The sequence below is a fragment of the Pseudomonas fluorescens genome (assembly GCF_041354075.1).
Taxonomy (GTDB): Bacteria; Pseudomonadota; Gammaproteobacteria; order Pseudomonadales; family Pseudomonadaceae; genus Aquipseudomonas; species Aquipseudomonas fluorescens_CE.
This window is the reverse complement of record NZ_JARZGC010000002.1, coordinates 374566-399552: the sequence shown is the minus strand read 5'-3', so window position 1 is coordinate 399552 and position 24987 is coordinate 374566. Positions and strand designations below refer to the sequence as shown.

At 62.8% G+C, this 24987-nt stretch carries 24 protein-coding genes; 10 read left to right on the top strand and 14 right to left on the bottom strand.

Annotated elements, in window-relative coordinates:
* Positions 1–22: 22 nt before the first annotated feature.
* The 8 genes from QIW53_RS04130 to QIW53_RS04095 form a co-directional block, all read right to left on the bottom strand.
* Entirely contained in the window at positions 23–982 is a 960-nt protein-coding gene (locus QIW53_RS04130; RefSeq protein WP_371048409.1) for an amidohydrolase family protein, read from the bottom strand.
* Positions 975–1934 (bottom strand): amidohydrolase family protein, encoded by a 960-nt coding sequence (locus QIW53_RS04125; RefSeq protein ID WP_371048408.1) that lies wholly within the window; start codon positions 1932–1934, stop codon positions 975–977. Before QIW53_RS04125 ends, QIW53_RS04130 begins: the two co-directional genes overlap by 8 nt.
* Positions 1935–1948: 14 nt before the next feature.
* Positions 1949–2407, bottom strand: coding sequence for a thioesterase family protein (locus tag QIW53_RS04120; protein ID WP_371048407.1), 459 nt, complete (start codon positions 2405–2407; stop codon positions 1949–1951).
* 28 nt (positions 2408–2435) lie between these two features.
* Complete coding sequence (locus QIW53_RS04115) at positions 2436–4334, bottom strand: TRAP transporter large permease (protein ID WP_192303818.1); 1899 nt, start codon at positions 4332–4334, stop codon at positions 2436–2438.
* A 15-nt stretch (positions 4335–4349) separates the two neighbouring features.
* Complete coding sequence (locus QIW53_RS04110) at positions 4350–5393, bottom strand: TRAP transporter substrate-binding protein (RefSeq protein WP_371048406.1); 1044 nt, start codon at positions 5391–5393, stop codon at positions 4350–4352.
* 183 nt (positions 5394–5576) lie between these two features.
* Positions 5577–6785: a CaiB/BaiF CoA transferase family protein gene (locus QIW53_RS04105; protein ID WP_371048405.1), complete on the bottom strand. Its 1209-nt coding sequence runs from the start codon at positions 6783–6785 to the stop codon at positions 5577–5579.
* A 1-nt stretch (position 6786) separates the two neighbouring features.
* On the bottom strand, positions 6787–7566 hold the full coding sequence (locus QIW53_RS04100) for an enoyl-CoA hydratase-related protein (protein ID WP_371048404.1): 780 nt from the start codon (positions 7564–7566) through the stop codon (positions 6787–6789).
* Between the two features lie 73 nt (positions 7567–7639).
* A complete protein-coding gene (locus QIW53_RS04095) occupies positions 7640–8779 on the bottom strand; it encodes an iron-containing alcohol dehydrogenase (RefSeq protein ID WP_371048403.1) in 1140 nt (379 codons plus the stop codon).
* 175 nt (positions 8780–8954) lie between these two features.
* On the opposite strand from QIW53_RS04095, the gene QIW53_RS04090 reads away from it, so the two are divergent.
* Together QIW53_RS04090 and QIW53_RS04085 are read left to right on the top strand one after the other, a co-directional pair.
* Positions 8955–9878, top strand: a complete 924-nt coding sequence (locus tag QIW53_RS04090; RefSeq protein ID WP_371048402.1) for a LysR family transcriptional regulator — start codon at positions 8955–8957, stop codon at positions 9876–9878.
* Positions 9879–10046: 168 nt separating this feature from the next.
* On the top strand, positions 10047–11390 hold the full coding sequence (locus tag QIW53_RS04085) for a PQQ-dependent sugar dehydrogenase (RefSeq protein WP_371048401.1): 1344 nt from the start codon (positions 10047–10049) through the stop codon (positions 11388–11390).
* 18 nt (positions 11391–11408) lie between these two features.
* On the opposite strand, the gene QIW53_RS04080 is transcribed toward QIW53_RS04085, so the two are convergent.
* Complete coding sequence (locus tag QIW53_RS04080; protein ID WP_371048400.1) at positions 11409–11918, bottom strand: Lrp/AsnC family transcriptional regulator; 510 nt, start codon at positions 11916–11918, stop codon at positions 11409–11411.
* A gap of 201 nt (positions 11919–12119) precedes the next feature.
* On the opposite strand from QIW53_RS04080, the gene QIW53_RS04075 reads away from it, so the two are divergent.
* From QIW53_RS04075 to mdeB, 3 genes are all read left to right on the top strand, one after another.
* A complete protein-coding gene (locus QIW53_RS04075; RefSeq protein ID WP_371048399.1) occupies positions 12120–13136 on the top strand; it encodes a 1-aminocyclopropane-1-carboxylate deaminase in 1017 nt (338 codons plus the stop codon).
* Between the two features lie 175 nt (positions 13137–13311).
* Complete coding sequence (locus QIW53_RS04070) at positions 13312–13776, top strand: transketolase (protein ID WP_371048398.1); 465 nt, start codon at positions 13312–13314, stop codon at positions 13774–13776.
* Between the two features lie 78 nt (positions 13777–13854).
* Complete coding sequence (gene mdeB, locus QIW53_RS04065) at positions 13855–16554, top strand: alpha-ketoglutarate dehydrogenase (RefSeq protein ID WP_371048397.1); 2700 nt, start codon at positions 13855–13857, stop codon at positions 16552–16554.
* On the opposite strand, the gene QIW53_RS04060 is transcribed toward mdeB, so the two are convergent.
* Positions 16551–17528 (bottom strand): EamA family transporter, encoded by a 978-nt coding sequence (locus tag QIW53_RS04060; protein WP_371048396.1) that lies wholly within the window; start codon positions 17526–17528, stop codon positions 16551–16553. The genes mdeB and QIW53_RS04060 overlap by 4 nt on opposite strands.
* A gap of 215 nt (positions 17529–17743) precedes the next feature.
* On the opposite strand from QIW53_RS04060, the gene QIW53_RS04055 reads away from it, so the two are divergent.
* Positions 17744–17944: a YbdD/YjiX family protein gene (locus tag QIW53_RS04055; protein WP_371048395.1), complete on the top strand. Its 201-nt coding sequence runs from the start codon at positions 17744–17746 to the stop codon at positions 17942–17944.
* Between the two features lie 63 nt (positions 17945–18007).
* Here the strand turns inward: QIW53_RS04055 and QIW53_RS04050 are convergent, their stop codons facing one another.
* Genes QIW53_RS04050 through QIW53_RS04040 form a run of 3 tightly spaced genes read right to left on the bottom strand, consistent with a single transcriptional unit; the run spans position 18008 to position 19291 of the window.
* Positions 18008–18286, bottom strand: a complete 279-nt coding sequence (locus QIW53_RS04050) for a Rho-binding antiterminator (protein ID WP_371048394.1) — start codon at positions 18284–18286, stop codon at positions 18008–18010.
* A 4-nt stretch (positions 18287–18290) separates the two neighbouring features.
* Positions 18291–18551: a DUF2024 family protein gene (locus QIW53_RS04045; protein WP_371048393.1), complete on the bottom strand. Its 261-nt coding sequence runs from the start codon at positions 18549–18551 to the stop codon at positions 18291–18293.
* On the bottom strand, positions 18551–19291 hold the full coding sequence (locus QIW53_RS04040; RefSeq protein ID WP_371048392.1) for a hypothetical protein: 741 nt from the start codon (positions 19289–19291) through the stop codon (positions 18551–18553). Before QIW53_RS04040 ends, QIW53_RS04045 begins: the two co-directional genes overlap by 1 nt.
* A gap of 127 nt (positions 19292–19418) precedes the next feature.
* Between QIW53_RS04040 and QIW53_RS04035 the strand changes: the two genes are divergently transcribed.
* Both QIW53_RS04035 and QIW53_RS04030 read left to right on the top strand, forming a co-directional pair.
* The gene (locus QIW53_RS04035; protein ID WP_371048391.1) at positions 19419–19979 is read left to right on the top strand and encodes a MarR family winged helix-turn-helix transcriptional regulator; all 561 of its coding nucleotides are present in this window, start codon (positions 19419–19421) and stop codon (positions 19977–19979) included.
* A 263-nt stretch (positions 19980–20242) separates the two neighbouring features.
* Positions 20243–21469, top strand: coding sequence for an OprD family porin (locus QIW53_RS04030; RefSeq protein WP_371048390.1), 1227 nt, complete (start codon positions 20243–20245; stop codon positions 21467–21469).
* 39 nt (positions 21470–21508) lie between these two features.
* Here QIW53_RS04030 and QIW53_RS04025 read toward each other — a convergent pair whose 3' ends face one another.
* Positions 21509–22537, bottom strand: coding sequence for an AraC family transcriptional regulator (locus QIW53_RS04025; RefSeq protein ID WP_371048389.1), 1029 nt, complete (start codon positions 22535–22537; stop codon positions 21509–21511).
* Positions 22538–22677: 140 nt separating this feature from the next.
* On the opposite strand from QIW53_RS04025, the gene QIW53_RS04020 reads away from it, so the two are divergent.
* Together QIW53_RS04020 and QIW53_RS04015 are read left to right on the top strand one after the other, a co-directional pair.
* Positions 22678–23616: a 3-keto-5-aminohexanoate cleavage protein gene (locus tag QIW53_RS04020; RefSeq protein ID WP_371048388.1), complete on the top strand. Its 939-nt coding sequence runs from the start codon at positions 22678–22680 to the stop codon at positions 23614–23616.
* Between the two features lie 45 nt (positions 23617–23661).
* Complete coding sequence (locus QIW53_RS04015) at positions 23662–24987, top strand: MFS transporter (protein WP_371048387.1); 1326 nt, start codon at positions 23662–23664, stop codon at positions 24985–24987.

Genomic DNA, 24987 nt, shown 5'->3' with positions numbered 1-24987 from the left:
CTGATAAAGGCTGCAGGTCGGCTCAAGCGAGCCGGTAGATGCGCCGGGCGTTGTCATGGAAGAGGGCCAGCCGATCGCTGCGGGGACGGGACCTGACGAGGTGTTTGAAACCGTCGAACACCTCGCTGAGGCTGTTCACCACGCCATCGACCGGGTAGTTGCTGGCGAAGGCGCAGCGGCTGACGTCGAAGATCGAGATCGCGTCGTCGACCACTCTGGCGTTCGCTGCGACGGGCCACGCCTGGCCGGGGATGCAGATGCCGGAAATCTTCAGTACGACATTCGCCTCCCGCGCCAGCAGCGCCAGGTTGTCGCGCCAACCGGCCAGGCCGGCTTCGGAACGGTCGGCCGGCAGGGCGGTGTGATTGACCACCATTGGCACGTCGGGAAAATCCCGCGCCAGTTCGGCCGCTTCCGGCAGGTGCCACCACGGTGCCTGCAACTCGAAGTGCAGCCCGTGCCGCGCCAGTTGCGCATAACCTTCGCGCCAGCGCGGATCACGCATGGAACCGGCAGCGATGAAGCCTGCCCGCCAGTGCTCGCGGGTGGTCACCGACGGCTTGTGGCGAATGCCCCGCACCAACGGGTGAGCGCCATACAGGCGCAGCAGCTCGCCGATGTCTTCGCGATCAAGCCAGGCCTGCGCCACCATGGCCCCAATGCTGGCTTCCTCCTGCGCCAGGGCGTCGACGAAGGTCACTTCAGCAGCCGGGGTCGCCGGGTCCCACTCGCCTTCGATGACCACCGTCTGTACCACCCGATGATGGCCGGCCACGCGCCGATAGTCCGCTGGCAGGAAATTGCGGCAGATCGATGAGTAATCGCCATAGCGGAAGGGCCGCAACGGGCGGTCGTTCAACCAGGGGTAGTAATGGTTTTCGACGTCGAAGTAATGCTGGTGCGCGTCGATGATGGGCAGGTCCGCGTCGTCGCCGCTGGCGAGAAAACGCGCGCGCCAGTCGATGGCTGCAAGGTCATTCATGGTCTGGCTCCAACCGATAGAAGCGCCGGGCGTTGCCGGCGAACACGGCTTCCTGCACGGCGCGGCCCATGGGCGCGAGCATCCTGGCCACGCCATCGGCAATCGTGTCGTAGGAAGCGCGCAACCCGGCCACCGGAAAATTGCTGGCGAACATGCAGCGCCCGGCACCGAAAATCTCCAGCGCGGTCAGCACCACCAACCGGTTGTCCTCGTAGTGCCAGGGTGAATCCTTGAGCCCGAACTCCGACAGCTTGATATGTACGTTGGGCTGCAAGGCCAGTGCCTCCAGACCTTTGCGCCAGCGGGCCATGCCCTCGGGGCTGCGGTCCCAGGCAAAACCGGTGTGATTGAGGGCGATTTGAATCCGGGGAAACATCGCCGCCACCTCGGCGGCCTCGACCAGGTGCCAGGGCGGCACCCGCAGGTCCCACGACAGATCATGATCGGCCAGCCGCGCAAACCCTTCGAGCCAGCGCGGGTCTTGCATGGTGCCTCGGCCCCCGGTGACACTCACGTGCGGCGACGCCGAGGTCACCGGTTTCGAGCGGATGCCCCTGACCAGCGGGCGGGCGGCCTGGGCCGCGAGGATGTCGGCGCTGTCCTCGCGATCGAACCAGGCGTGTGCGACGATCGCGTTCGGGAACCCGAAGCGGGCCTGCACCTGCTCGAGCCAGCGGGTCTCGGCAAGTTGTTCGTCACGGGCACGCTCGGCTTCGACGTGCACCGTGCCGACCAGGCGCTGGCGCTGGGTCAGGGCGAGAAAATGTTCAGGCAGGAAATCCTGGCAGAGGTGGTGATAGTCCCCGAGGAAAAAGCCCTCGTGGTATTCCTCCTGCAGCCAGGGATAGCGGCCGTTGCCCAGGTCCCAGAGGTGGTGATGAGCGTCGATCAACGGCAGCGCATCCTCGGTGGCCAGGCTGGGCATACCGTTGCGTTCATGGAGCGTGATCATGGCGGCAGCCCGGCTCAGCGCGACGCGGCGAATTGCGAGGGGCTGAGCACGCCGTCCTCGACTTCGCCCGCCGCCGCCGCGTCGGCCTTGGCCTGGACGCGACCGCGCAGCTTGGCGACGTTGACCACGACCCGGGTGTGCGAGGCGGTGGCGACCAGTTCGACCTCATCGCGCACTTCGACGTTGAAGGTGACGCTGCGACCTTCGATGCGGGTGACAGTGGCGATGATGCTCACCGACATGCCCAACAGCGTAGCGCCGACGTGGCGGATATCGACCGCTGCGCCGACGGTGTTCTCGCCTTCGTCGAGGAAGGTCAGCAGGTAGTCGAGGCAGGTCTGTTCGATGTCGTCCACCAGTCTTGGCGTGGCGTAGATGCGCAGGTCCTCGCCAAGAAACGAGATGGTGCGCGGTGTGTCGACGGTCAGTCGGCGCTCGGTGGCCGTGCCGGTCTGGAGTGTGGAGAAATTCATGGAAAACCTCGTGGTTGAGTGGTCGAAATCACTTGTTGGGCAGGAAACCGATGGAGATCCACGGCACGGCGATCAGCACCCCGAGGGCGACTACCAGCGCACCGAGGTACGGCCAGACCCTCCGCATGGCGCCGCTGGGGTCGACCTTGGCAATGGCGCATGCGGCATAGAAGCCCACGCCGAACGGCGGCGCGAACAGGCCCAGGCCCATGGCGAAGATCGCCACCATCGCGTAGTGCACATCGTTGATGCCCAGGGTCTTGGCAATCGGAAACAACAACGGGCCGAACAGCACAATGGCCGGGATGCCTTCCAGGAAACTGCCGAGCAGGATGAAGGCCACTGCGGAAATGATCAGGAAGCCCATGGCGCCGCCGGGCACCGTGGCCATGACTTGCGCCAGTTGGTGCGAGAAGCCCGACTGGGTCAGAGCCCAGGCCATGGCCGTGGCGCTGCCGATGATGATCAGGATCGCCCCGGACAGCGACGCGGTGCTGACCAGGATCGGGTACAGCCGGCGCCAGTCGAAGCAGCGGTAGCACAGCAGGCCGACGATGAAGGTGTAGGCCACGCCGATGGCCGCGACTTCGGTGGCGGTGGCCACGCCTTCGACCACCGCCGTGCGGATCACGAAGGGCAGGGCCAGTGCGGGCACGGCCAGCAGCAGCGAGTGGCCGATTTCCTTGCCCGACGCGCGTTTGCCCTTGGACGCCTGGCCCTTGCGGTTCTTCCACCAGATCACCGCCGCCATGGCAATCGCCCCGACCACCGCCGGCATGAAGCCGCCGGTGAACAGTGCGGAAATCGACACGCCGGTCACCGAGCCGATGGTGATCAGCACCAGGCTTGGCGGGATGGTTTCCGACATGGCGCCGGAGGCGTTGAGCATCGCCACCAGTTCGTTTTCATCTTCGCCACGCTTCTTCATTTCCGGAAACAGCGCCGGGGCGATGGCCGCCATGTCCGCCGCTTTCGAGCCGGAAATGCCCGAGATCAGGTAAATCGCGCCGATCAGCACGTACGACAGGCCGCCACGCACGTGGCCGATCAACGAGCACAGGAAGCGAATCATCGCCCGCGCCATGCCCATGGCCTCGATCAGCGCGCCGAGGAACACGAACAGCGGGATGGCCAGCAGAATAAGGCTGGCCATGCCTTCGTCCATCCGCCCCACCACCAGGGTCAGTGGTGTGCTGGTCATGCTCGACAGGTACGCCACCGTCGCCAGGCCGAACGCGACCATGATCGGCACGCCGATAACGATCATCGCCATCACCCCGATCATGAAGAAAATCACCAGGTTCCAGTTGCCCATCAACAGCATCGAGCTTTCGCCGACCCACAACAGCGCTCCCAGGGACGCGAGCATCGCCACCGACACCGAAAAGTCGATCAACCGCGCCCGCGTCAGCAGGCGGGCGACGCAGGTCATCAGCATCAGGCTCAGGCCGACGGCAATGGCCGATACGCGAAACGCATTGGGGATTTCCAGGGCGGCGGTGGTGATGATCCATTCGTCGGTGACGTACTCCCAGGCAGGAGTGAACAGCAGCCCGATGAAGGTGATGACGATCACCGCGCCGAGGGTGTCGACGAATTCGCGTTTTTCCACTGAGAGCCGCGCGATGAACGAGGTCAGACGCATGTGCTCGCCGCGCCGCATCGCCACCACCGAGCCGAGCATCGCCAGCCACAGGAACAGCAGCGAAGCCAGTTCGTCACCCCAGACGATCGGCTGGTTGAGCACGTAGCGCGAAAAGACGTTGCAGAACAGCAGGGCGACTTCGATCACCACCAGCAACGCCGCGCTGCCTTCGGTCAGCCAGCGCAGGCCGGTATCGAGTGCGCGACCCAGGCGAAAGGTGGCCTGGCGCGGGCTGAGTCCTTCAGCAGGGGGAACGTCCGTCATTGGTATCTCGTTTTTCATGACTGTGTCTCCGGCTTAGGACAGTTGACCTGCGTACTGCTCGAGCAGGCTCCAGGCTTCTGCACCGTATTTTTCCTTCCACTGGCTATAGAAACCCTTGGATTGCAGGTCGCTCCTGAACAGTGAGCGGTCCACCTTGTTGAAGGTGATGCCGTGGGCGGCCAGCGACGGTTCGAGACTGGCGTTGAGGTCGATCACCTGCTGGCGCTGGACCAGGGCGGCGGCGTTGATCTGCCGTGAGACGATTTCCTGAACGTCGGCAGGCAGCTTGGGAAAGGTCTTGCCGGAGGCGACGATCCAGAACCCGCCCCAGATGTGGTCGGTCATGGAGCAGAACTTCTGCACTTCGTAGAAGCGTGCCGACTCGACCACCACCAGCGGGTTTTCCTGGCCGTCGACCACTTTGGTCTGCAAGGCCGAATAGGTTTCGTTGATGCTGATGCCGGTGGGCGAGGCGCCCAGGGCACTGAACATCGACGTCCACAACGGGCTGACCAGAACGCGCAGCTTGAAGCCCGCGAGGTCCTGCGGCGTGTTGATCGGCCGGGTCGAGCTGGTGATCTGGCGGAAGCCGTTGTTCCAGACTTTCTCCATCGGAATCAGCCCGACCTTGGCGGTCTTCGCGCGCAGGTGCTCGCCGAGCTTGCCGTCCAGGGCCGACCAGACGCTGTCGTAGTCCTTGAAGGCGAACGGCATGCTTTCGATCGACATCACCGGCACCAGCGTCGACAGAATCGCGCCGGGCAGTGGAATGAAGTCGATGGCGCCGGCCCGTACCTGGGACAGCATGTCGGTGTCGCCACCCATGGCACCGTTGGCGTACACCTGCAGGTCGACCGCGCCGTTGGTTTCGGTCTTGATGGCTTGCGAGGCGGCTTTCATCTGCTGGTTCAACGGGTGGCTGTCGGGCAGGCTGCTGGTGTAACGCAGCACGATGGGTTTGGTCGCGGCGAAGACGCCGGATGGCAGCAGGCTGGCGGCAAACGCGCCACCCACGGTAGCGCCGGCAGAAACCAGGAAGGATCGGCGGCTGACGGACTCGGTCAAGATACGGCTCATGATGTTCACCTTCTTGTTTTTGTTGTTGTTCTGAAAAACGCTGGATCGGTTACGCGAACGGCGTTCTCTCTGTAGGAGCGAGCAGGCTCGCGATGAACTCAAGAGCGACGCGAGGTGTCAGGTTCCCCGCGTTATCGTTGACGACCATCGCGAGCGTGCTCGCTCCTGCAGTTTTTTCATCGTTCAGGAAGCGAGGGCCACCACCGCCTGGCTTTTGATCAACTCGTCGATTTCATCCTCGGCGTAGCCGCTTTCCTTGAGCACTTCGCGGGTGTGCTCGCCGAGCAGCGGCGCCGGGCGGCTGGTCGGTGGCGCGGCGTTGTCCATGTCGGAAAAGTGGATGGGCAAGCCCATGCCCCGGACCTTGCCCTCGGTGGGGTGATCGGTTTCAACCACCATGCCGCGCGCCTGGGTTTGCGGATGCGCCAATGCCGCCGCGATGTCCAGCACCGGTCCGGCCGGCAGACCGAGGCTGTCGAACAACACCATCCACTCATCGGTGGTACGCGCGACCAGCACTTCATTGAGGATTTCCACCAGCGCCAGGCGGTGTTCCATGCGCAAGGCGTTGCTGGCGAAGCGTGGGTCGGCCTTGAGTTGCGGCACGGCGAGCGCCTCGACCAGTCGTTCGTAGTTGGCCTGGTTGGCGGCACCGATGTTGATCCAGCCGTCCGCCGTGCGAAACACTTGATACGGCGCACTGGTGGAGTTGGCCGAGCCCATCTTGGGCAGGATGGTGCCGTCGGCAAAATACGCCGCTGCCGGCCAGTACATTTGTTGCAGACCGGCTTCGAACAGCGAGGTGTCGACCATCTGGCCCAGCCCGGTCTGCTGCTTGGCGGCGTAGGCGGCGCAGATGCCGAGGGCGGCGAGGATGCCGGAGTTGATGTCGGCCACCGGCGAACCGGCCTTGACCGGCTCGCGTCCGGCTTCACCGGTCATGCTCATCATGCCGCTCATGCCTTGGGCGATCAGGTCGAAGCCGCCTTTGTCGCCGAACGGCCCGCTACGTCCGTAACCGGAAATCGCGCAGTAGATCAGTCCGGGGTTGAGGGTCTTGAGGGTGTCGTAACCCAGGCCGAATTTTTCCATGGTGCCGGCGCGGTAGTTCTCCGTGACCACGTCAGCGTCCATCAGCAGGCGGCGCAACACGTCACGCCCGCCGTCGGTCTTGAGGTTCAGGCCGATGCCGCGTTTGTTGCGGTTGACCACCATGAACGACGCCGACTCACCGCTGGCCATGATCGGCGAGAAGCGCCGCGAGTCGTCGCCGTCCGGGACTTTCTCGACCTTCACCACGTCGGCGCCCATGTCGGCGAGCATCATGCCGCACACCGGCCCGGACATGATGTGAGCCAGTTCTACCACGCGCATTCCTGTCAGCGGTCCCATGTCATTTGCCCTCGAATTGTGGTTTGGTCTTGGCGATGAACGCGTTCAGGCCGGTCTGGAAATCGTTGGTGTCATAGCAGGCGTAGCTGTCGTCGATCTGCTCGACGGTGGGGGCGACGCCAGCTTCCAGTTGTCGCGCTGCCTGGCGGTGCCAGCGGGCGACCAGCGGTGCGCCCTGGCTGATGCGTCGGGCGGTGGCGAGGGTCTCGGCCTGCACCTCGGCATCGGCGACCACGCGGGTCACGAGGTTTTTCACGTAGGCGTCCTGGGCATCGAGGATCCGTCCTTCGAGCAGGATCTCCAGGGTCGTCGAGCGTCCGGCGAGGGCCACCAGCCCGGCCATTTCGTCATAGGACATGACCAGTCCGAGCTTGCCGACCGGCGCGCCGAAGCGGCTGGACGTGCCACAGATGCGCAGGTCGCACAGCGCGGCGATTTCCAGGCCGCCACCGACACACACACCGTGGATCATCGCGATCACCGGGTGCGGGCAGTCGGCGACCGCGCGCATGGCGGCCGATGTCACCTCGGCATAGTGGCGGGCCTGCGCCGGGTTGGCGCGGACGACGGGGAATTCACCGACGTCGGCGCCGGCGGCGAAGGCCTGTTCACCGGCGCCGCGCAACACCACGCAGCGCACGCTGAGGTCGGCGGACAGTTCGGTCATGACGTCGCCCAGGTCCTGCCACATGGACAGGGTCAGGGCGTTCATCTTGCCTGGATGACTGAGGGTGACGATGGCAATGGCATCTTGCCGTTCGATAAGGACGGTGGGCTTCATGATGGTTCCGCTGGCGCCGGCGCGGCCGACGACACGGATGCCTCCTGTTTTATTGTTGTTGGGCAGCAGCGGCTTACAGCGATTGTTCAAGCATCGACAGGTAGTCCGCGCCGGACGCTTCGCGTGGGTTGGTCTTGTGGCTGTGATCGTGGAGGGCGCCTTCGACGATCCCGGCGAACAGGCTCGGGTCAACCCCGATCTGGCTCAGGCGGGTCGGCAGGCCGAGGCGCCGGGTCAGGTCCTCGATGGCCAGGCCGATGTCGGCGTCGGCGGCAAGGCCCATGGCATGGCGCAGGCGTTCGAGCTTGCGTTCGTCACGAACGGTCGGGGCATCGGCGTTGAAGTCGACCACCGCCGGCAGGAAAATCGCGTTCAAGGTGCCGTGGTGCAGCTTCGGATTGATCCCGCCCAGGGCGTGGGACAGGCTATGCACGCAGCCCAGGCCTTTCTGGAACGCCAGTGCGCCCTGCATCGACGCGCTCATCATGTTCAGCCGCGCTTCGCGGTCGCCCGGTTCGGCGGTGGCGCGCTCGATGTGATCCCAGGCCCGGCGCAGGCCGTCGAGGGCGATGCCATCGGCGGCGGGGTTGAAGGCCGGGGCCATGAAGGTCTCGATGCAGTGGGCAATCGCGTCCATGCCGGTGGCGGCGGTCAGCATGGCCGGCAGGCCGAGGGTCAGTTCCGGATCGCAGATGGCCACCCGGGGTACAACATGAGGAGAGATCACGCCGACCTTGCGCCCGTCGTCGAGAATCAGGATGGCGCCGCGCCCGACCTCGCTGCCGGTGCCCGCCGTCGTCGGGATCGCAATCAGCGGAGCGGTGGCCGCAGTGATGCGATCCAGGCCGCCTTCGATCACGGCAAAGCTTTGCAGGGGACCTTCGTGGGTGGCGCAGACGGCGACACCCTTGGCCAGGTCGATGGACGAACCACCGCCGACGGCGATGATGCCGTTGCACTCGCCCTGGTGATAGTGCGCCACGGCTTCACGCACGGCGTGTTCGTTCGGGTTGGGTGGGGTGGCGTCGAAAATCGTCGGTGCACGGTCGGCGCCCAGGGCGGCGATGACTTTGTCGACGATACCGGCGTTGCGCACGCCGACGTCGGTAACGATCAGGGGACGGGTGATGCCGGCACGTTCGGCTTCTGCCGCCAGGTGTTGCAGGCTGTCATAGCCGAACTGGATTTTGGTGATGTAGTTGATGAGTGACATGATTCACCACAAGTTATACAGGATTGTTATTGTTGCAACCGGTCATGGGCGGGAGGGCTTTCGCTCTCGGGTCAAACTCGTTGCATTGCCTGGTTGTGGGGTGGACTATAGGACCGTCCTGGTCAGCCTCGATACTGACAACTTTCGATACCTCTATAACTTTTAGTTAACCCTGATGACCCCCTCACTGAACTCGATCATGTCCCGCCTGCACATCAAGCAACTGCGTTTGCTGATTGCCCTTGATGAACACGGCTCCTTGCTCGGCGCGGCCAAACAGGTCGCGCTGACCCAACCTGGCGCCAGCAAGGCGCTGCAGGAAATTGAAACCACCTTCGGCACCTCGTTGTTCACCCGGACTAACCGCGGGCTTGAACCGAACGATGCCGGTCGTTCGGTCATCCGTTACGCGCGCTTGATTCAGACCGACCTGGCGCACCTGCGCGAAGAGATCATCGGCATCATGAGCGGCGAGGGCGGGCGTGTGTCGGTCGGCACCATCATGGGTGCTGTGCCGCTGCTGACCAGGGCCATCAGCCGGGTGATCGGCGACCACCCCAAGCTGTCCATCGAGATCGTCGAAGACACCAGCGCCGCGCTGCTCAGCCAGCTCGACGCCGGGCGACTGGACCTGGCGATCTGCCGGACCACCATCAGCAACTCCCCCTACCTGTACGAAAGCGCCACGTTCGTCGAAGAAACCCTGGCGGTGATCGCCAGTACCCAGCATCCGTTTGCTTATGCCCGGCAGTTATCGCTCAAGGACCTGGTGGATTACCGCTGGGTCGTCTATCGCGCCAACATGCCCATGCGCCTTCTGCTGGAGCGCGAGTTCCATGAGGCAGACCTGCGTTTTCCGGTGCACCTTCTGGAAACCACCTCGGCCTTCGCCACCCTGTCGCTGTTGCAGGAGAATCCGACCCTCGTCGCGCTGGTCTCGACCGACGTGGCGAAGTTCTGCTCCGGCTACGGCTTCACCACCACGTTGCCGCTGCCCATCACCTCGCGCAGCGAGCCCTATGAACTGGTGTCGCGCAAAGGCGTGCCGGATTCGCCAGCGGCCCGACTGTTACGCGAGGCACTGCTCAATCCCGCCTGACATCCGCTGCCTGTGATAGTGCCCGCCATCGAGGGGGAGCATTCGTGCGATTCAGGCAAAATTGATTTGTGGCCGAGGCAGTGTTTACACCGGATCAAGGTCGCGATACTCGACGGGATTTTGCCTGCCCACTCATTGGCCCTGGATGGCCATCGCGAGGTTTGAACCATGACTGTCTCCCGCCGACTGGCGCTCCTGATGACCACGGCCGCGTTGCTTGCCGCCTGTGGCGAATCGTCCAAATTGCCGCCCCAGGCCAGTGTCGGCCCGAACCCGCAACTGCCCGAACCCTCTACGTCGCTGATCCCCACATTGAAGGTTTCCAAGGCGGTCGGCTGGTCGGGAGGCGATACGCCCAAGGCACCTGCCGGCTTCAAGGTGACAGCGCTGGCTGAGCATCTGGATCACCCGCGCTGGGTCTATCTGCTGCCCAATGGCGACGTGCTGGTTGCCGAAAGCAATCATCCGCCGATGCCAGAGGGGGCCACCGATGGCGGCAGCGGTCCGCTGGCCTGGGCGCGCCGCACGGCGATGGGGATCGTGATGGGGCGGGTCGGCGCCGATGCGCCCAGCGCCAATCGCATCACCCTGCTGCGCGACGCTGACGGTGATGGTCGCGCGGAACTGCGCACGGTGTTCATGAGCGGGCTGACGTCACCGTTCGGGATGGCGCTGGTGGGGGACGAGCTGTTCATCGCTAACGCCGATGCGCTGGTCAAGGTGCCGTACCACGAAGGACAAACCGAAATCAGCGCAACCCCGGTCAAGGTCACCGACCTGCCGGCAGGCATCAATCATCACTGGACCAAGAACGTGCTGGCCAATCCCGAGGGCACCAAGCTCTACGTGACTGTCGGCTCCAACAGCAACGTCGGTGAAAACGGCCTGGACGCAGAGGAAGGGCGGGCGGCGATCTGGGAAGTCGACGTCCAGAGCGCCAGCAAGCGACTTTATGCCAGCGGCCTGCGCAACCCCAACGGCATGGCCTGGAAACCGGGTTCGAGCCAGTTGTGGACGGTGGTCAACGAGCGCGACGAAATCGGCAGCGACCTGGTGCCGGACTACCTGACGTCGGTGCAGGACGGTGCGTTCTACGGCTGGCCCTGGAGCTACTATGGCGATCATGTCGACGTCCGGGTGCAACCGCCGCGCCCGGACAAGGTGACCCTGGCCCTTGCCCCGGACTACGCCCTGGGCACTCACGTCGCCCCGTTGGGCCTGGCGTTCTCCGATGCGCGCGGCATGCCGGAGGCTTTCGCCAATGGCGCGTTCATTGGCGAACACGGTTCATGGAACCGCAACCCGCAGGCCGGCTACAAGGTGGTGTTCGTGCCATTCAGCGACGGCAAACCTTCGGCACTGCCGGTGGACTTCCTGACCGGCTTCCTCAATGCCGATGGCGAGGCCCAGGGCCGCCCGGTGGGCGTGATGCTCGATCGCAGCGGAGCGTTGCTGGTGGCCGATGACGTTGGCAACACGATCTGGCGCGTGGCGGCGCCGTCGGGCCGCTGACATCGTCTTGAAGATGGCTCAAATCGGAATCTGCGTCGTCGACAACACGTTGCGCAGGCCCATGAACGAACGGATCTGGCGCACGCCGGGCAGGTACAGCAACTGCTCGGCGTGCAGCCGGTTGAAGCTGTTGCTGTCCTTGGTGCGCAGCAACATGAAGTAGTCGAATTCCCCCGTCACCACATGGCATTCCATGCAACCCGAGACCTTTTGCGCCGCTTCCTCGAAGGCGGCAAAGGATTCCGGGGTCGAGCGATCCAGCACCACGCCGATCAACACCACCATGCCCGCGTCCAGCGCTTCGCTGTCGAGCAACGCGACGATGCCTTTGATCAGGCCAGCCTGCTTGAGGCGTTCGACGCGCCGCAAACAAGCCGGCGCGCTCAGTTTGACCTTCTCGGCCAGGGCCACGTTGGAGATGGACGCGTCGCGCTGCAGGGTCTTGAGAATGGCTCGGTCAATGCGATCCAGCACAGGCGGCTCCTGGGCTGGGCTGGCGCTGTTGCTGCGGTTATTTGTTGCGCTCATGGTTGTTTTCGCACAGTAAAATAAGGCGAGAGTCGGGTATTAACGGCTTATGTTTCTCCAGGTGCCGTAAACTTGCAACACATAATTATGGCTTTGTTCTTACTATTGAACACATCGAAGCCGCCCTGAAACAGCCTGTCTGTGCAGGCTTGTTGCCTTTCGGTCTGGCGCTTGGATATCCAATCACCACGGAGCAGAGTCATGAACCTTAATCGTTTCAAGCGCTACCCGTTGACCTTCGGCCCTTCGCCCATCACCCCCTTGAAACGCCTCAGCGAGCACCTGGGCGGCAAGGTCGAGCTGTACGCCAAGCGCGAGGATTGCAACAGCGGCCTGGCCTTCGGTGGCAACAAGACCCGCAAACTTGAATACCTGATTCCCGAAGCCATCGAACAGGGCTGCGACACCCTGGTGTCGATTGGCGGCATCCAGTCCAACCAGACCCGCCAGGTGGCGGCCGTCGCGGCCCACCTGGGCATGAAGTGCGTGCTGGTCCAGGAAAACTGGGTGAACTACTCCGACGCGGTGTATGACCGGGTCGGCAATATCGAGATGTCGCGGATCATGGGCGCCGATGTGCGGCTGGATTCGGCCGGTTTCGACATCGGCATTCGTCCCAGCTGGGAGAAGGCCATGAGTGACGTCAAGGAGCGGGGCGGCAAACCGTTTCCGATTCCGGCGGGGTGCTCCGAACACCCCTATGGCGGCCTCGGGTTCGTCGGTTTCGCCGAAGAGGTTCGGGAGCAGGAGCAAGCGCTGGGCTTCAAGTTCGACTACATCGTGGTGTGCTCGGTCACCGGCAGTACCCAGGCGGGCATGGTGGTGGGGTTCGCCGCCGACGGTCGCTCGAAGAATGTCATCGGCATCGACGCCTCGGCCAAGCCCGCCCAGACCAAGGCGCAGATCCTGCGTATCGCCCGCCACACCGCCGAACTGGTGGACCTGGGCCGGGAAATCACCGAGGAAGACGTGGTGCTCGACACCCGCTTCGCCCACCCCGAATACGGCCTGCCCAACGAAGGCACCCTGGAAGCCATTCGCCTGTGCGGCCGCCTGGAAGGCGTGTTGACCGACCCGGTGTACGAAGGCAAATCCATGCACGGGATGATCGAAAGGGTCCGTTGCGGCGAATTCCCCGAGGGCTCGAAAGTGCTGTATGCACACCTAGGCGGGGTGCCGGCGTTGAATGCCTATAGCTTCCTGTTTCGTAACGGGTAATCGTCAGAAGACGCTACCGGGAACCCCTGTAGGAGCGAGCATGCTCGCGATGATGGCCGAGACACCGCGGGGTATCAGGCTGCCAGCGTTATCGTTGACGACCATCGCGAGCATGCTCGCTCCTACAGGGTTCGGGATACCCACGGAACCATGTTCGAACCACAGGAGTGCTGTCATGCAGGCGATTTCGCAATCCGCAACCTGGATCAAGCCACCTTCAGCGGACGCCGGGGTGGTGATTGTCACCAGCGCTGCGCTGCCCAGCTACCTGATCGACCAGTTGCGCGGGGCCATCGACGACTGGGATCAGGTGGCCTGCCTGGCCGTCAGTGATTCGCAGCAATTGATGCGCGAATGGCTGCAGGTCGGGTGCAGCCCCGAATGCGCGGAGCTGGCCAACGCCAGCGATGCCGGTCACTTGCTGTGCCACGTGGCCAGGGGCAGTTTTCTGCTGGATGTCGAGACGGGTGCCGAGCCGGGCCTGGCCTGGCTCGGCTCGGTCTGCGGACACGTGTTGCGGGTGATCGACCTGGGCGTGGTGGCGACCTCCCGCGAAGGGATGGATCAGCAGGTCGAGGACATTTTATCGGCCACCCGCCATCTGGCGAAAAGCCTGTTGCAGGAGCGATGCGTCCTGTAGTCAATCCGCTGAGCCGATCGGGCGACTATCGTTCTCCAGACGCCTTGTTCTCCACACAGCCTTTTGCAGGAGATGCCCATGAGCACGTCCAATCAGCCAGCCCAGTTCTCCGGGCAGACCTCGCCAGACGTTGAAGAACTCACCGAATGGCGAGACGCCATGCAATCGGTCATCGCCCACGGCGGTGCCGGGCAGGCCCGGCAGATCATGGACATGCTGGTGACGCTGGCGAGCACCGCCGACATCGACTGGCGGCCGCGCCACGGCACGCCTTACATCAACACCATAGGCGTGGAACAGCAGCCGCTGTTTCCCGGTGACCTGGCCATGGAAGAACGCCTGGCCTCGATCATGCGCTGGAACGCGCTGGTGATGGTCGCCCGGGCCAACCAGGCCTATGGCGAACTGGGCGGGCACATCGCCAGTTACGCCAGCGCCGCCGACCTGTTCGAAGTGGGCTTCAATCACTTCTTCAGAGCGCGCAGCGAAAGCAGCGGCGGTGACCTGGTGTTCTATCAGCCGCACTCGGCGCCCGGTGTCTATGCAAGGGCGTTTCTGGAGGGGCGGCTTGAAGAGCAGGACCTGCAGCATTATCGGCAGGAGATCGGCGCCAGCGCCCAAGGTGCCCGTGGGCTGTCGAGTTACCCGCACCCCTGGTTGATGCCGGACTTCTGGCAGTTTCCGACCGGCTCGATGGGCATTGGCCCGATCAGCTCGATCTACCAGGCGCGCTTCATGCGTTACCTGCAACACCGAGGCTTGCAGGACACCGCCGGGCGCACCGTGTGGGGGGTTTTTGGCGACGGCGAAATGGATGAACCGGAAAGCATGTCGGCCCTGACGCTGGCAGCACGCGAAGGCCTGGACAACCTGGTGTGGGTGGTCAACTGCAACCTGCAACGCCTGGACGGTCCGGTACGCGGCAACGGGCGCATCATCGACGAACTGGAGGCGCTGTTCGGCGGGGCAGGGTGGAATGTGATCAAGCTGGTCTGGGGTTCCGACTGGGACCGCCTGTTTGCCCGCGACCATGACGGGGCGCTGGTCAGGGCCTTGTCCACCACCGTCGATGGTCAGTTCCAGACCTTTGCCGCCAAGGACGGGCGTTTCAACCGCGAGCATTTCTTCGGCCAGAACGAGGCCCTGGCGCAGTTGGCCCAGGGTTTGACCGATGAACAGATCGACCGTCTCAAGCGCGGTGGCCACGACCTGGTGAAGATCTTCGCCGCTTACCACAGCGCGTTGCGTGAGGGTCAAAAACCCACGGTGATCCTGGCGCAGACCAAGAAAGGTTTCGGCATGGGCGATGCCGGGCAGGGCAAGATGACCGTGCACCAGCAGAAGAAGCTCGACAAGGATGCGTTGATCGCCTTCCGCAACCGTTTCAACCTGCCGCTGAGCGATGAACAGGCGACCTCCCTGAGCTTCTTCAAGCCCGCAGCCGACAGCGCCGAAATGCGTTACCTGCACGAGCGTCGCCAGGCCTTGGGCGGCTACCTGCCTGCGCGGCCGACCGTTTCGGCGCCGCTGGCCGTGCCGGACATCGCCAGCTACGCCGGGTTTGCCATCGCCGCCGAGGGCAAGGAAATGTCCACCACCATGGCCTTCGTCCGCCTGCTCAGCGGCTTGCTGCGGGACAAGCAACTGGGCCCGCGCATCGTGCCGATTGTCGCCGACGAGGCGCGCACGTTCGGCATGGCCAGCCTGTTCAAGCAGATCGGCATTTATTCCAGCGTGGGGCAGCGTTATGAGCCGGAAGACATCGGCTCGATCCTGAGTTACCGCGAAGCGCTGGACGGGCAGATTCTCGAAGAGGGCATCAGCGAGGCCGGGGCAATCAGCTCCTGGGTGGCCGCCGCCACCAGCTATTCCGTGCACGGCCTGCCGATGCTGCCGTTCTACATCTACTACTCGATGTTCGGCTTCCAGCGCATTGGCGACCTGATCTGGGCGGCGGCCGATCAGCGGGCGCGCGGGTTTTTGCTCGGGGCGACGGCGGGACGCACCACCCTGGGCGGCGAAGGCTTGCAGCATCAGGACGGCAACAGCCACCTGATGGCCTCGATGGTGCCCAATTGCCGGGCCTACGATCCGGCGTTCGCCGGGGAATTCGCGGTGATCCTCGACCACGGCATGCGCCAGATGCTGGAACGCCAGGTCGACGAGTTCTACTACGTCACGCTGATGAACGAAAACTACCCGCAAGCCAACCTGCCCGAAGGCGTCGAAGCGGCGATCATCAAGGGCATGTACCTGTTCGCCCGGCATGAAGTCGAGGATGCGCGGGGCACTGTGCAGTTGCTGGGCAGCGGCGCGATCCTGCTGGAAGTGATTGCCGCCGCCCAACTGCTCGCCAGCGACTGGAACATCGACAGCGAGGTGTGGAGCGTCACCAGTTTTACCGAACTGGCCCGTGACGCCCGTGACACCGAACGCTGGAACCGCCTGCATCCGGGGCAATCGGCACGGCTCAGCCATGTGCGGGGGTCACTGACGGCAACCGCACCGGTCATCGCCTGTACCGACTACGTGCGGGCCTTGCCGCAACTGATCGCCAGTTATGTGGACGCGCCCTACAGCGTGCTCGGTACCGACGGTTTCGGCCGCAGCGATACCCGCCGTCAACTGCGGCGGTTCTTCGAAGTGGACCGCCATCAGATCGTCCTGAGTGCGCTGACATCGCTGGTGCAGGTGGGGCGCCTGGAGGCCGCCGTCTGTGCCGAGGCGATTGCGCGTTATGCCATCGATGTCGAGACGCGTGCCCCGTGGGACGCCTAGCGCGGCGCTTGAGGGCGAGCGGGTTGATCAGCCATCGCGGGTGAACCTGGCTCGCGCTGCGCCTTGCGCCATGTCAGCAGGACGATACCGGTGACCACGATCGCGCCGCCGATCACCTGGCCGGCGCTGAGCATCTGGTCCAGCACGATCCAGCCCATCAGCAGCGTGGCCAGGGGCTCGATGTTCATCACCGGCGCGTTGCGCGGCATGTCCAGGCGTGGCACCGAAATGAACAGCACGATGAAGCCGGTGCCGTAGAGCACCACCAGCGTGGCCAGCGCCCACCAGCCGGTTGCGCTGGCCGGCAGGTTCAGGCCGCCGGGGAGGGCACCGGTCAAGCCGGCGAGGTTGACGCTGCTGAAAACAATGAAAATAGTCAGCAGGCTGCGCACCGAGCCGCGTACCGGCGACAGCTTGTGATCGGTAATCCACAACGCACAGGCGAACACACTGGCGGCGCAGAACGCCAGCGCGACCCCGAGTATCCATTCGGGGCCGACACTGCTATTGGCCGAGAGCCGTCCGGGCACGTCCAGCACAAACACCAGGCCGAGCAGAATCAGGGCCATCAACGCGGCGGTGCGCGCTGTCGGTCGCGGTCCGCCCAAGGCCCAGGTGAGCAGTGCGAGCAGGATCGGAAACACGTTCGCCACCAGCAGCGCCAGCGCCACCGGCACCCGGGCGACGGCCGAGTACAGGCACAGGCTCTGGGTCGCGATCAGCAGGCCCAGCAGCAACTGCCAGCGCCAGGCACCTGCCGGCAAGCGCAGGCTCTGACGCTGCCACAGTACCAGCGCGGCCAGCACCAGCAGCGTTCCACCCGAGCGCATCAGAATCGCCAGCAACACCCCGGCGCCGTCGTCGAACGCCACCCGGGCGGCCACATGGTTGCCGGCGAAGGCACAGCCCATGCACAACAGAATCAATACGGCGAGGTGACGGGGAAAGGGCTGTGGAGCGGTCTGGCGGGTCATGGCAGGGTCTCTGGCGACGGCAGGATTATTATTATGTTGTCGTACGACTTTCGGGTTTGTACCGTAATTCGAGGAGCTGAACAAGGTTTTGAGCGGCCTGTAGACCGAAGAGATCGTATGACTTGGCGCAGAATAAAATCTTTCTCGCAGACACATTGCAGATACATGAGTGCGCTTTCATGGCAGCGTCCATTGCCCACAAAGAGAGTTCTGCCATGTTCCGCAAATTGCAGCATGCCGCCCGGTTCCTCAGCCAGAGCGCGCGCCTGATGGTGGGCGTTCCGGATTACGACAACTACGTCGCGCTGATGGCGCGCAATCACCCGGGCGAACCGGTGATGAGCCCTTCGGCGTTCTTTCGCGAACGCCAGGAAGCCCGTTACGGCAAGCGCAGTTGCACGACGCGCTGCTGCTGAACCGCGTGAGCGAAAAGCACAGGCAGACTCCCGCCCTCTTCAGGGGGCGGGAGTTTTAGCCGGCTAGAACGAGCAGACCGCGCCCTGCAACACCACGCGGCCAAACTGCGCGTTGTCGTCCAGCGGCGTCACGGCCAGCAATTGATCCAGGCGGATCTCCTGTGGGCCGTCAGCGCCTTCAACGCAGAGAAACTCTTCCTTGTCGCTGGAGGTGCGTGTGGTCAGCGCCCTGGCCGTCAGGCTTGCGCCGTCGATCAACTCGATCTGCAGTCGATAGCCGCGCAGGCAGGCGATTTCCAGGTAGTCGTGCAGATCACAATCCAAGGGCTGGTACACGTTCATTTCGTTACTCCTGGCAACCTTGCAGTTTGATGATGTAGTGGCCCTGGCGGCTGATCGCCTCGGAGACCACCGGGTTTGTGGGTTCAACGTGGCAGAACCGGCATTCGTTGAGGGAGATGTCCTCGTCCTGAACGCCTTGCTCCTCGAGGAACCGGCGTGCGTAGGTTTTCGCCAGTTCGCTGTCGTTGCTGTCGATCAGAACATCGAAGTGTAGATAACGGCCGTCTTTGGTGCGCACGTGGGTGTCGAATACTTTCACGTTCATCATTCGCTCTCCTTCAGTTTCCAGGTGCCGGGCAAGGACAGGTCGCCCGAGGCAATGTCGTAGACGCTGCTGACGCACAGCAGGGGGTTGTGCAGGTCGGCGTTGACCTTCAGCGCGGCAGTGACGCCGTCGTAGTTGAAGCTTTCCGGGAAACCGACTGCGGCCAGTGGCACACGGATCTGCGCGGCGTTGTCAGCGACGCTGAGCGTGTAGCCGGGGGAGTCGATGTAGATCGGTGCACCGGGCCAGGTCGCCGGCAGTTTCGGCTTGGCGTCCTTGGGAATGTCGCGCACTTTCAGGCCGCCAGGCCCGCAGCTTTCGTCCTTGGTCAGGACCACCCAGTGGGAATGCCAGAGGCCGCCGTCGTTGTCTTTCTTGCCGTCGTTGTTTTCGTCCAGTTGCGGGGTGTCGTCGAAGTCCGGGTGCGAGGTCAGCGCCAGAGCGAGGATCCCCGACTTGGCCCCGAAACCCACTACCGAACTGTCCAGGCTGGTCGGCCAGACGTAGCTGTACACCTCGGCACCGGCGAAAGAGCCCTTGGCGGATGGCACGCGGCTGCCGGCCTTGCCGTCCACCAGTTGCTCGAACACCAGATCGTTGCCTTGCTTGAAGACGCGCGTGTGCACCAGGTCGAACGCCGCGTCGGTCTTGCTCTTGTCGCTGTGAATGCCCTCCGGGCCGTGTGCCCATGCCTGTGAAGCGAGCAGGGTGCCGAGGGTCAGTGCCAGTACGGTTTTCATGGAGCCTCCAGTTCAATGCATGAAAGTAGTTTCGAATCGACACGTAAAAGCCTACGGCAAAGCCGGCCTTTGTCAATATGGTTTTTATTCGATACTATCTATCGAGCTCATTGATCAGGAAACGCCCGTGTTATTCGATCTGTTGGAAAGGCTGTCGAGCCTGACCCGCGTCTGGTTCCGCGAACACCCGAAGCTGACGGATCTGCAGCCGATTCAGTTGAGTGCGTTGATGTACCTGGGGCGCTGCAACCGCTACTCCAACACGCCGTTGGCGGTCACCGAATACCTGGGGCTGACCAAGGGCACCGTCTCGCAATCGCTCAAGGCCCTGGAGACCAAAGGCCTGTTGGTCAAGATCCAGGACACCAAAGACAAGCGCAGCGTTCACCTGCAACTGACGGCGCCCGCCCGGGCGCTGCTCGACGCGGTGATGCCGCCGGACTTCCTGGTCGCGGCCGCCCGGCGCATGGGAACACGCTCGGAAGATCTGGAAGGGCTGCTGCTGGAATTGCTGAGAAACATCCAGCGAGGGGAAAACGTACCGAGCTTCGGCCTGTGCCGTAGCTGCCGGTTTCATCAGCAGAAGGAAGCGGGAGCCTTTTGCGGCCTGACCCAGGAGCCGCTGGAGTCGCAGGAGATCGGGTTGATCTGCCGCGAGCATGTCGTGCCCGAAACCTCTGACGCGTGATGCATCTGAAAAGCTGAAATTGTCCCTTTAAGATCTCATCGTGTCTGCTATGGATCTTATGGTTGCGACTCAACCCGGCTAGGATCGCCTCGTGCAGAACAGCCGGCGACGGATTTGGCAGCGTCTTTGAACGACGCTCGCCGAAGGTGGAGTTGCGCCTTGAACAAGGCCGCCGGGTTTTGCATACACCGTCTCGCTCTTAATAAAAATAAAAGAGAGTTCATATGCGATATTGCGCCCGGGTCAATCACCACGCTGTTTCGATGTCATTCAAGTGTCTATTGTTGGGCGGTTCGCTGATGCCGCTCGCCGCGATGGCCGAGGGGTTAGTCGATGATGCGCAGGTCAGCGCCAACTTCAGAAACTACTACATCAATCGCAACTTTACCGAACGTAACTCCCCGCAAGCCAAGGCCGAGGAATGGACGCAGAGTGTGATCATCGATGCGCGCTCCGGCTTCACGCCGGGAGCGGTCGGGTTCGGCGTTGACGCCCTGGGTCTGTATTCGCAAAAGCTCGATGGCGGCAAGGGCACCGCCAACACGCAGCTCTTGCCGGTGCATGACGACGGGCGACCGGCCGATGACTTCGGACGCCTGGCGGTTGCCGCGAAAGTCCGCTTCGCCAAGACCCAGGCGCGCATCGGTGAATGGGCCGTTGTGCTGCCAGTGATTCGCTCGGATGACGGTCGATCACTTCCGCAAACATTTCGCGGTGCACAAATCACCTCGAAAGACCTGGACAACTTCACGTTTTACGGCGGGCAGTTTCGTGGCAACAGTCCGCGCAACGACGCAAGCATGGAGCGGATGTCGATGTTCAATCGGCCGGGCATCACTTCCGATCGCTTCAACTTTGCCGGCGTGGAATATGCGTTCAACAACAAACAGACTCAGGTTGGCGCGTGGTATGCGCAGTTGGAGGATATCTACCATCAACGTTATTTCAATCTGACCCACACACAACCCGTGGGGCAATGGGTGTTGGGCGCGAACCTCGGTTATTTCAGTGGCGAGGATGACGGCAAGAAACTGGCGGGTGCGCTCGATAACACAACCTGGTCGGCCCTGTTGTCCGCGCGTTTCCAGGCCAGTACGTTTTACCTGGGCCTGCAAAAAGTGGAGGGCGACAACTGGATGCGCCTCAACGGCACCAGCGGTGCAACGTTGGCGAACGACAGTTTCAGCAACAGTTATGACTTCGCCAACGAGCGGTCCTGGCAACTTCGTCATGACTTTGATTTCGCCGGTTGGGGCATGCCGGGGCTGACCCTGATGAACCGCTACATCAAGGGCGCCGATGTCCACAGCGGTGGTGTCACCGACGGCAAGGAGTGGGGGCGCGAGTCCGAACTCACCTATGTCGTGCAGGGCGGCACGCTGAAAAACCTGTCCCTTCGCTGGCGCAACTCGGTGATCAAACGCGATTTCAGCCTGGCTGACTTCAACGAAAACCGCTTGATCGTCAGTTATCCGCTGTCCGTTTTTTAAGGCGTACCAGGGTGATGGTCGGCCGCCCGACCATCACCCTCATCCCTGGCGGTAGTCCCGAGTGGTTTTGCCGGTCCAGCGCTTGAAAGCGCGACGAAAGTTGGTCGGCTCCGAGAACCCCAGCAGCAGCGCAATATCGTCGGTGCTCATGATCGTGGTCTTGAGGTATTCGATGGCCAGCGAGCACCTGACGTCATCGGTAATGGCCACGAACGAGGTGTCCTCGTCCTGCAACTTGCGTCGCAGGCTGCGGGTGGTCATGTGCAGTTTTTCAGCCACGGTTTCCATGTCCGGAAACGCGCCCGGCGTCTGCATCATCATCTGATACACCTCGCCGGAAATGCCCGACGACACCTTCGCCTGGCCGATCAGGCGATCACAGGTTTCCTGCAGCACTGTCGCTGTCAGTCGATGGGCCAGATGGGGCTTTTGGTCGAGGATCGAGCTGTCGTAGTGCAACTCGCATTGATCGTGGTCGAAGACGCACGGGCAGCCCAGGTATTGCTCATAAATGGCGGCGTGTGCCGGTGCGGGATAGGAAAAACAGGCTTTGGTCGGTGGACAGCTCCTGCCGAACACGTCCTGCAGATGGGTCACGTGCTGGGTGAATTGCTGTTCGATCAGAAACCGTTTGATTTCCATCGATGGCACCGGGTTGGACGCGTCCGGGAAGGTCCACACCGCTTCGTTCTCATATTCGTGCCATTCGATCGTCAAGGTCGGCGTGGCGAGGGAGTGGTATTTCACGCCAAGCCGAAAGTAGTCGCGCAATGACAGGCAGGACATCAGCGCATAGCCATACATGCCATAGGCCGACAGGTGCAGGCGCGAGCCGGTCTTGAAGGGGGTGGCAGGGTCTGTGGACAGCGACACCGCATTGCTGCAGACCGCCGCGTATTGGCGCACCGACGTGAGTGCGGTCGCGTCATAGATGGCTTGTTCGTCGACGCCGCTGCCCTTGAGGCTGTCCGCCGGGGCGATGCCTTGTTCGCTCAACACTTCCACCAGCGCCGCGATCTTGTAGGGCGCGTAGATACGCTCATTGAACAGGGGCATTTTCAGCGCCATCGGTTAACTCCTGAAGGTGTCCCTTAGGGATTCATTGGTGTCCGTTAAGGATCTTACTATCGCCGGTTAATTTCAATAAGCTCATCTCACGAAAGGCGGCTGTGAACCTCCGCCGATAACCATAACAATTCGGATTACCCATGAGTTCAGTCAACCGCAAGGTCATCATCTCCTGCGCAATCACCGGCGCCACGCACACCCCCTCGATGTCCGAATACCTGCCGCTGACGCCGGCCGAGATCCAGCAGCAGTCGATTGAAGCGGCCGAGGCGGGTGCGGCGGTGCTGCACCTGCATGCCCGTGACCCTCTGGATGGGCGGCCTACGCCGGACCCGGCGGTGTTCAGCCAGTTCGTGCCGGCCATCGCCCAGGCCACGGACGCCATCATCAACATCACCACCGGTGGCAGTACACGGATGACGCTGGCGCAGAGGCTTGCCTACCCGCTGCTTGCCAAGCCGGAGCTGTGTTCACTGAACATGGGATCGATGAATTTTTCGATCCACCCGATTGCCCGCAAGATCTCGGCCTGGCGCCATGAGTGGGAAAAGGAACACATCGAAGGTATGGAGGACGTGGTGTTCAAGAACACCTTCAAGGACATCCGCGACATCATGCTGGAACTCGGTGAATACGGGACCCGCTTCGAATTTGAATGCTACGACGTGGGCCACCTCTACAACCTGGCGTATTTCGTCGAACAGGGGCTGGTCAAACCCCCATTTTTCATCCAGTCGTGCTTTGGCATTCTGGGTGGCCTGGGCGCCGACCCGGAGAACCTGAGCATCATGCGTGCGACGGCCGACCGTCTGTTTGGCCGAGAAAACTATCAGTTCTCCATTCTCGGGGCAGGGCGGCACCAACTGCCTTTCGTGACCATGGGCGCGATCATGGGCGGCAACGTGCGCGTGGGCCTGGAGGACAGCATCTACCTGGCGAAGGGCGTGAAGGCCAGGACCAACGCCGAGCAAGTGCGCAAGGTGCGCCACATCCTTGAAGAACTGTCGTATGAGATCGCCACGCCGCAGGAGGCGCGACAGATGCTCGGCCTCAAAGGCAGAGACAAGGTCCACCTGTAAACCCGCTGTTTGAATTTAAGAAAAATAAAAACAAGAGGCTTGACCATGACGATCATGCAAAACACCGAGGAGCTGCATTGGCTGGCCACCCGGCGGGCGATGACACGACTCATTCCGTTGATGTGCGCCATTTACTTCATGTCCTATCTGGACCGAACCAACGTCGCCCTGGCCAAAGCTGCCCTCAACGCCGACCTGGGCATCAGTGCCGCGGCCTACGGTCTGGGCGCAGGGATCTTCTTCCTCGGTTATGCACTGCTGGAAGTGCCCAGCAACCTGTTGGCCCACCGCATCGGGCCGCGTCGCTGGATTGCGCGGATCGCGGTCACCTGGGGCGCGTTGTCCTCGGCCATGATGTTCGTCCAGGGCGAATGGTCGTTCTACCTGCTTCGGGTCTTGCTGGGTATTGCCGAGGCCGGCCTGTTTCCTGCGCTCATGTACATGGTGACGCTGTGGTTTGCACCCAAGGATCGTGCGATTGCCATCGGCTGGATTTACCTCGCACCGGCGCTGGCCCTGGTGATCGGCAATCCGATCGGCGGCGCGCTGATGAAAATGGACGGCATCGGCGGGCTGCATGGCTGGCAATGGATGTTCCTGCTCGAAGGCCTGCCGAGCATCATTGTCGGGGTAATCCTGTGGTTCAAGCTGCCGGAACGGCCACGTGACGCCCGCTGGCTGACGGCGGCACAAGCGCAATCCCTGGAGGAACATGCCTTGCTCCCCGGCCATGCGGACTCGCACGAGTATTCCGGGCATTGGGTCAAGGCGTTGAAGCGCCCGACAACGGTGCTGATCGGCCTGATCTACTTCCTCAACCAGGTGGCGTTCGTCGGGCTGGTGTTCTTCACACCGTCGATCATCCAGCAGATGCACATCACTTCGCCGTTGACCGTTGGCCTGCTGTCGAGCAGCGTTGGCATCGGCTTTCTGGCCGGGGTCCTGGTGCTGCCCCGAATCCACCGAAGGATTGCCAGGGATTGCTACTGCCTGGGATTGTTCACCGGCGGCCTGATCGCCAGTTCAGTGGCGTTTACCTTGATTGATGAGGCGTCAGTACGGATTGCGCTGTTTACCGCCACCGCGTTTTTCGCCGGCGGCGTGCTGCCGATCTACTGGGCGATCGCCATGAAACGGCTGCAGGGGATCCAGGCTGCCGCCGGTTTGGCGTTCATCAACACCATCGGCTTGCTCGGTGGATTTGCCGGGCCCTACCTGTTCGGGCTCGCAGAGAAAGCTACGGGCCTGAGCTCATCGGGTTTCTATGTGATTGTGGGCGCCGCGATCCTGGGGCTGCTGCTGGTACCGCTGCTGGCCTCGGCGATCCGTCATGAAGTCAGTCCGCGGTCGGCCGCGCAAGTCACACAATAA

Coding starts and splice junctions, on each gene's coding strand:
- QIW53_RS04130 (WP_371048409.1), bottom strand. CDS start 982: ATGAATGACCTTGCAGCCATCGACTGGCGCGCGCGTTTTCTCGCCAGC.
- QIW53_RS04125 (WP_371048408.1), bottom strand. CDS start 1,934: ATGATCACGCTCCATGAACGCAACGGTATGCCCAGCCTGGCCACCGAG.
- QIW53_RS04120 (WP_371048407.1), bottom strand. CDS start 2,407: ATGAATTTCTCCACACTCCAGACCGGCACGGCCACCGAGCGCCGACTG.
- QIW53_RS04115 (WP_192303818.1), bottom strand. CDS start 4,334: ATGAAAAACGAGATACCAATGACGGACGTTCCCCCTGCTGAAGGACTC.
- QIW53_RS04110 (WP_371048406.1), bottom strand. CDS start 5,393: ATGAGCCGTATCTTGACCGAGTCCGTCAGCCGCCGATCCTTCCTGGTT.
- QIW53_RS04105 (WP_371048405.1), bottom strand. CDS start 6,785: ATGGGACCGCTGACAGGAATGCGCGTGGTAGAACTGGCTCACATCATG.
- QIW53_RS04100 (WP_371048404.1), bottom strand. CDS start 7,566: ATGAAGCCCACCGTCCTTATCGAACGGCAAGATGCCATTGCCATCGTC.
- QIW53_RS04095 (WP_371048403.1), bottom strand. CDS start 8,779: ATGTCACTCATCAACTACATCACCAAAATCCAGTTCGGCTATGACAGC.
- QIW53_RS04090 (WP_371048402.1), top strand. CDS start 8,955: ATGACCCCCTCACTGAACTCGATCATGTCCCGCCTGCACATCAAGCAA.
- QIW53_RS04085 (WP_371048401.1), top strand. CDS start 10,047: ATGACTGTCTCCCGCCGACTGGCGCTCCTGATGACCACGGCCGCGTTG.
- QIW53_RS04080 (WP_371048400.1), bottom strand. CDS start 11,918: ATGAGCGCAACAAATAACCGCAGCAACAGCGCCAGCCCAGCCCAGGAG.
- QIW53_RS04075 (WP_371048399.1), top strand. CDS start 12,120: ATGAACCTTAATCGTTTCAAGCGCTACCCGTTGACCTTCGGCCCTTCG.
- QIW53_RS04070 (WP_371048398.1), top strand. CDS start 13,312: ATGCAGGCGATTTCGCAATCCGCAACCTGGATCAAGCCACCTTCAGCG.
- mdeB (WP_371048397.1), top strand. CDS start 13,855: ATGAGCACGTCCAATCAGCCAGCCCAGTTCTCCGGGCAGACCTCGCCA.
- QIW53_RS04060 (WP_371048396.1), bottom strand. CDS start 17,528: ATGACCCGCCAGACCGCTCCACAGCCCTTTCCCCGTCACCTCGCCGTA.
- QIW53_RS04055 (WP_371048395.1), top strand. CDS start 17,744: ATGTTCCGCAAATTGCAGCATGCCGCCCGGTTCCTCAGCCAGAGCGCG.
- QIW53_RS04050 (WP_371048394.1), bottom strand. CDS start 18,286: ATGAACGTGTACCAGCCCTTGGATTGTGATCTGCACGACTACCTGGAA.
- QIW53_RS04045 (WP_371048393.1), bottom strand. CDS start 18,551: ATGAACGTGAAAGTATTCGACACCCACGTGCGCACCAAAGACGGCCGT.
- QIW53_RS04040 (WP_371048392.1), bottom strand. CDS start 19,291: ATGAAAACCGTACTGGCACTGACCCTCGGCACCCTGCTCGCTTCACAG.
- QIW53_RS04030 (WP_371048390.1), top strand. CDS start 20,243: ATGTCATTCAAGTGTCTATTGTTGGGCGGTTCGCTGATGCCGCTCGCC.
- QIW53_RS04025 (WP_371048389.1), bottom strand. CDS start 22,537: ATGGCGCTGAAAATGCCCCTGTTCAATGAGCGTATCTACGCGCCCTAC.
- QIW53_RS04020 (WP_371048388.1), top strand. CDS start 22,678: ATGAGTTCAGTCAACCGCAAGGTCATCATCTCCTGCGCAATCACCGGC.
- QIW53_RS04015 (WP_371048387.1), top strand. CDS start 23,662: ATGACGATCATGCAAAACACCGAGGAGCTGCATTGGCTGGCCACCCGG.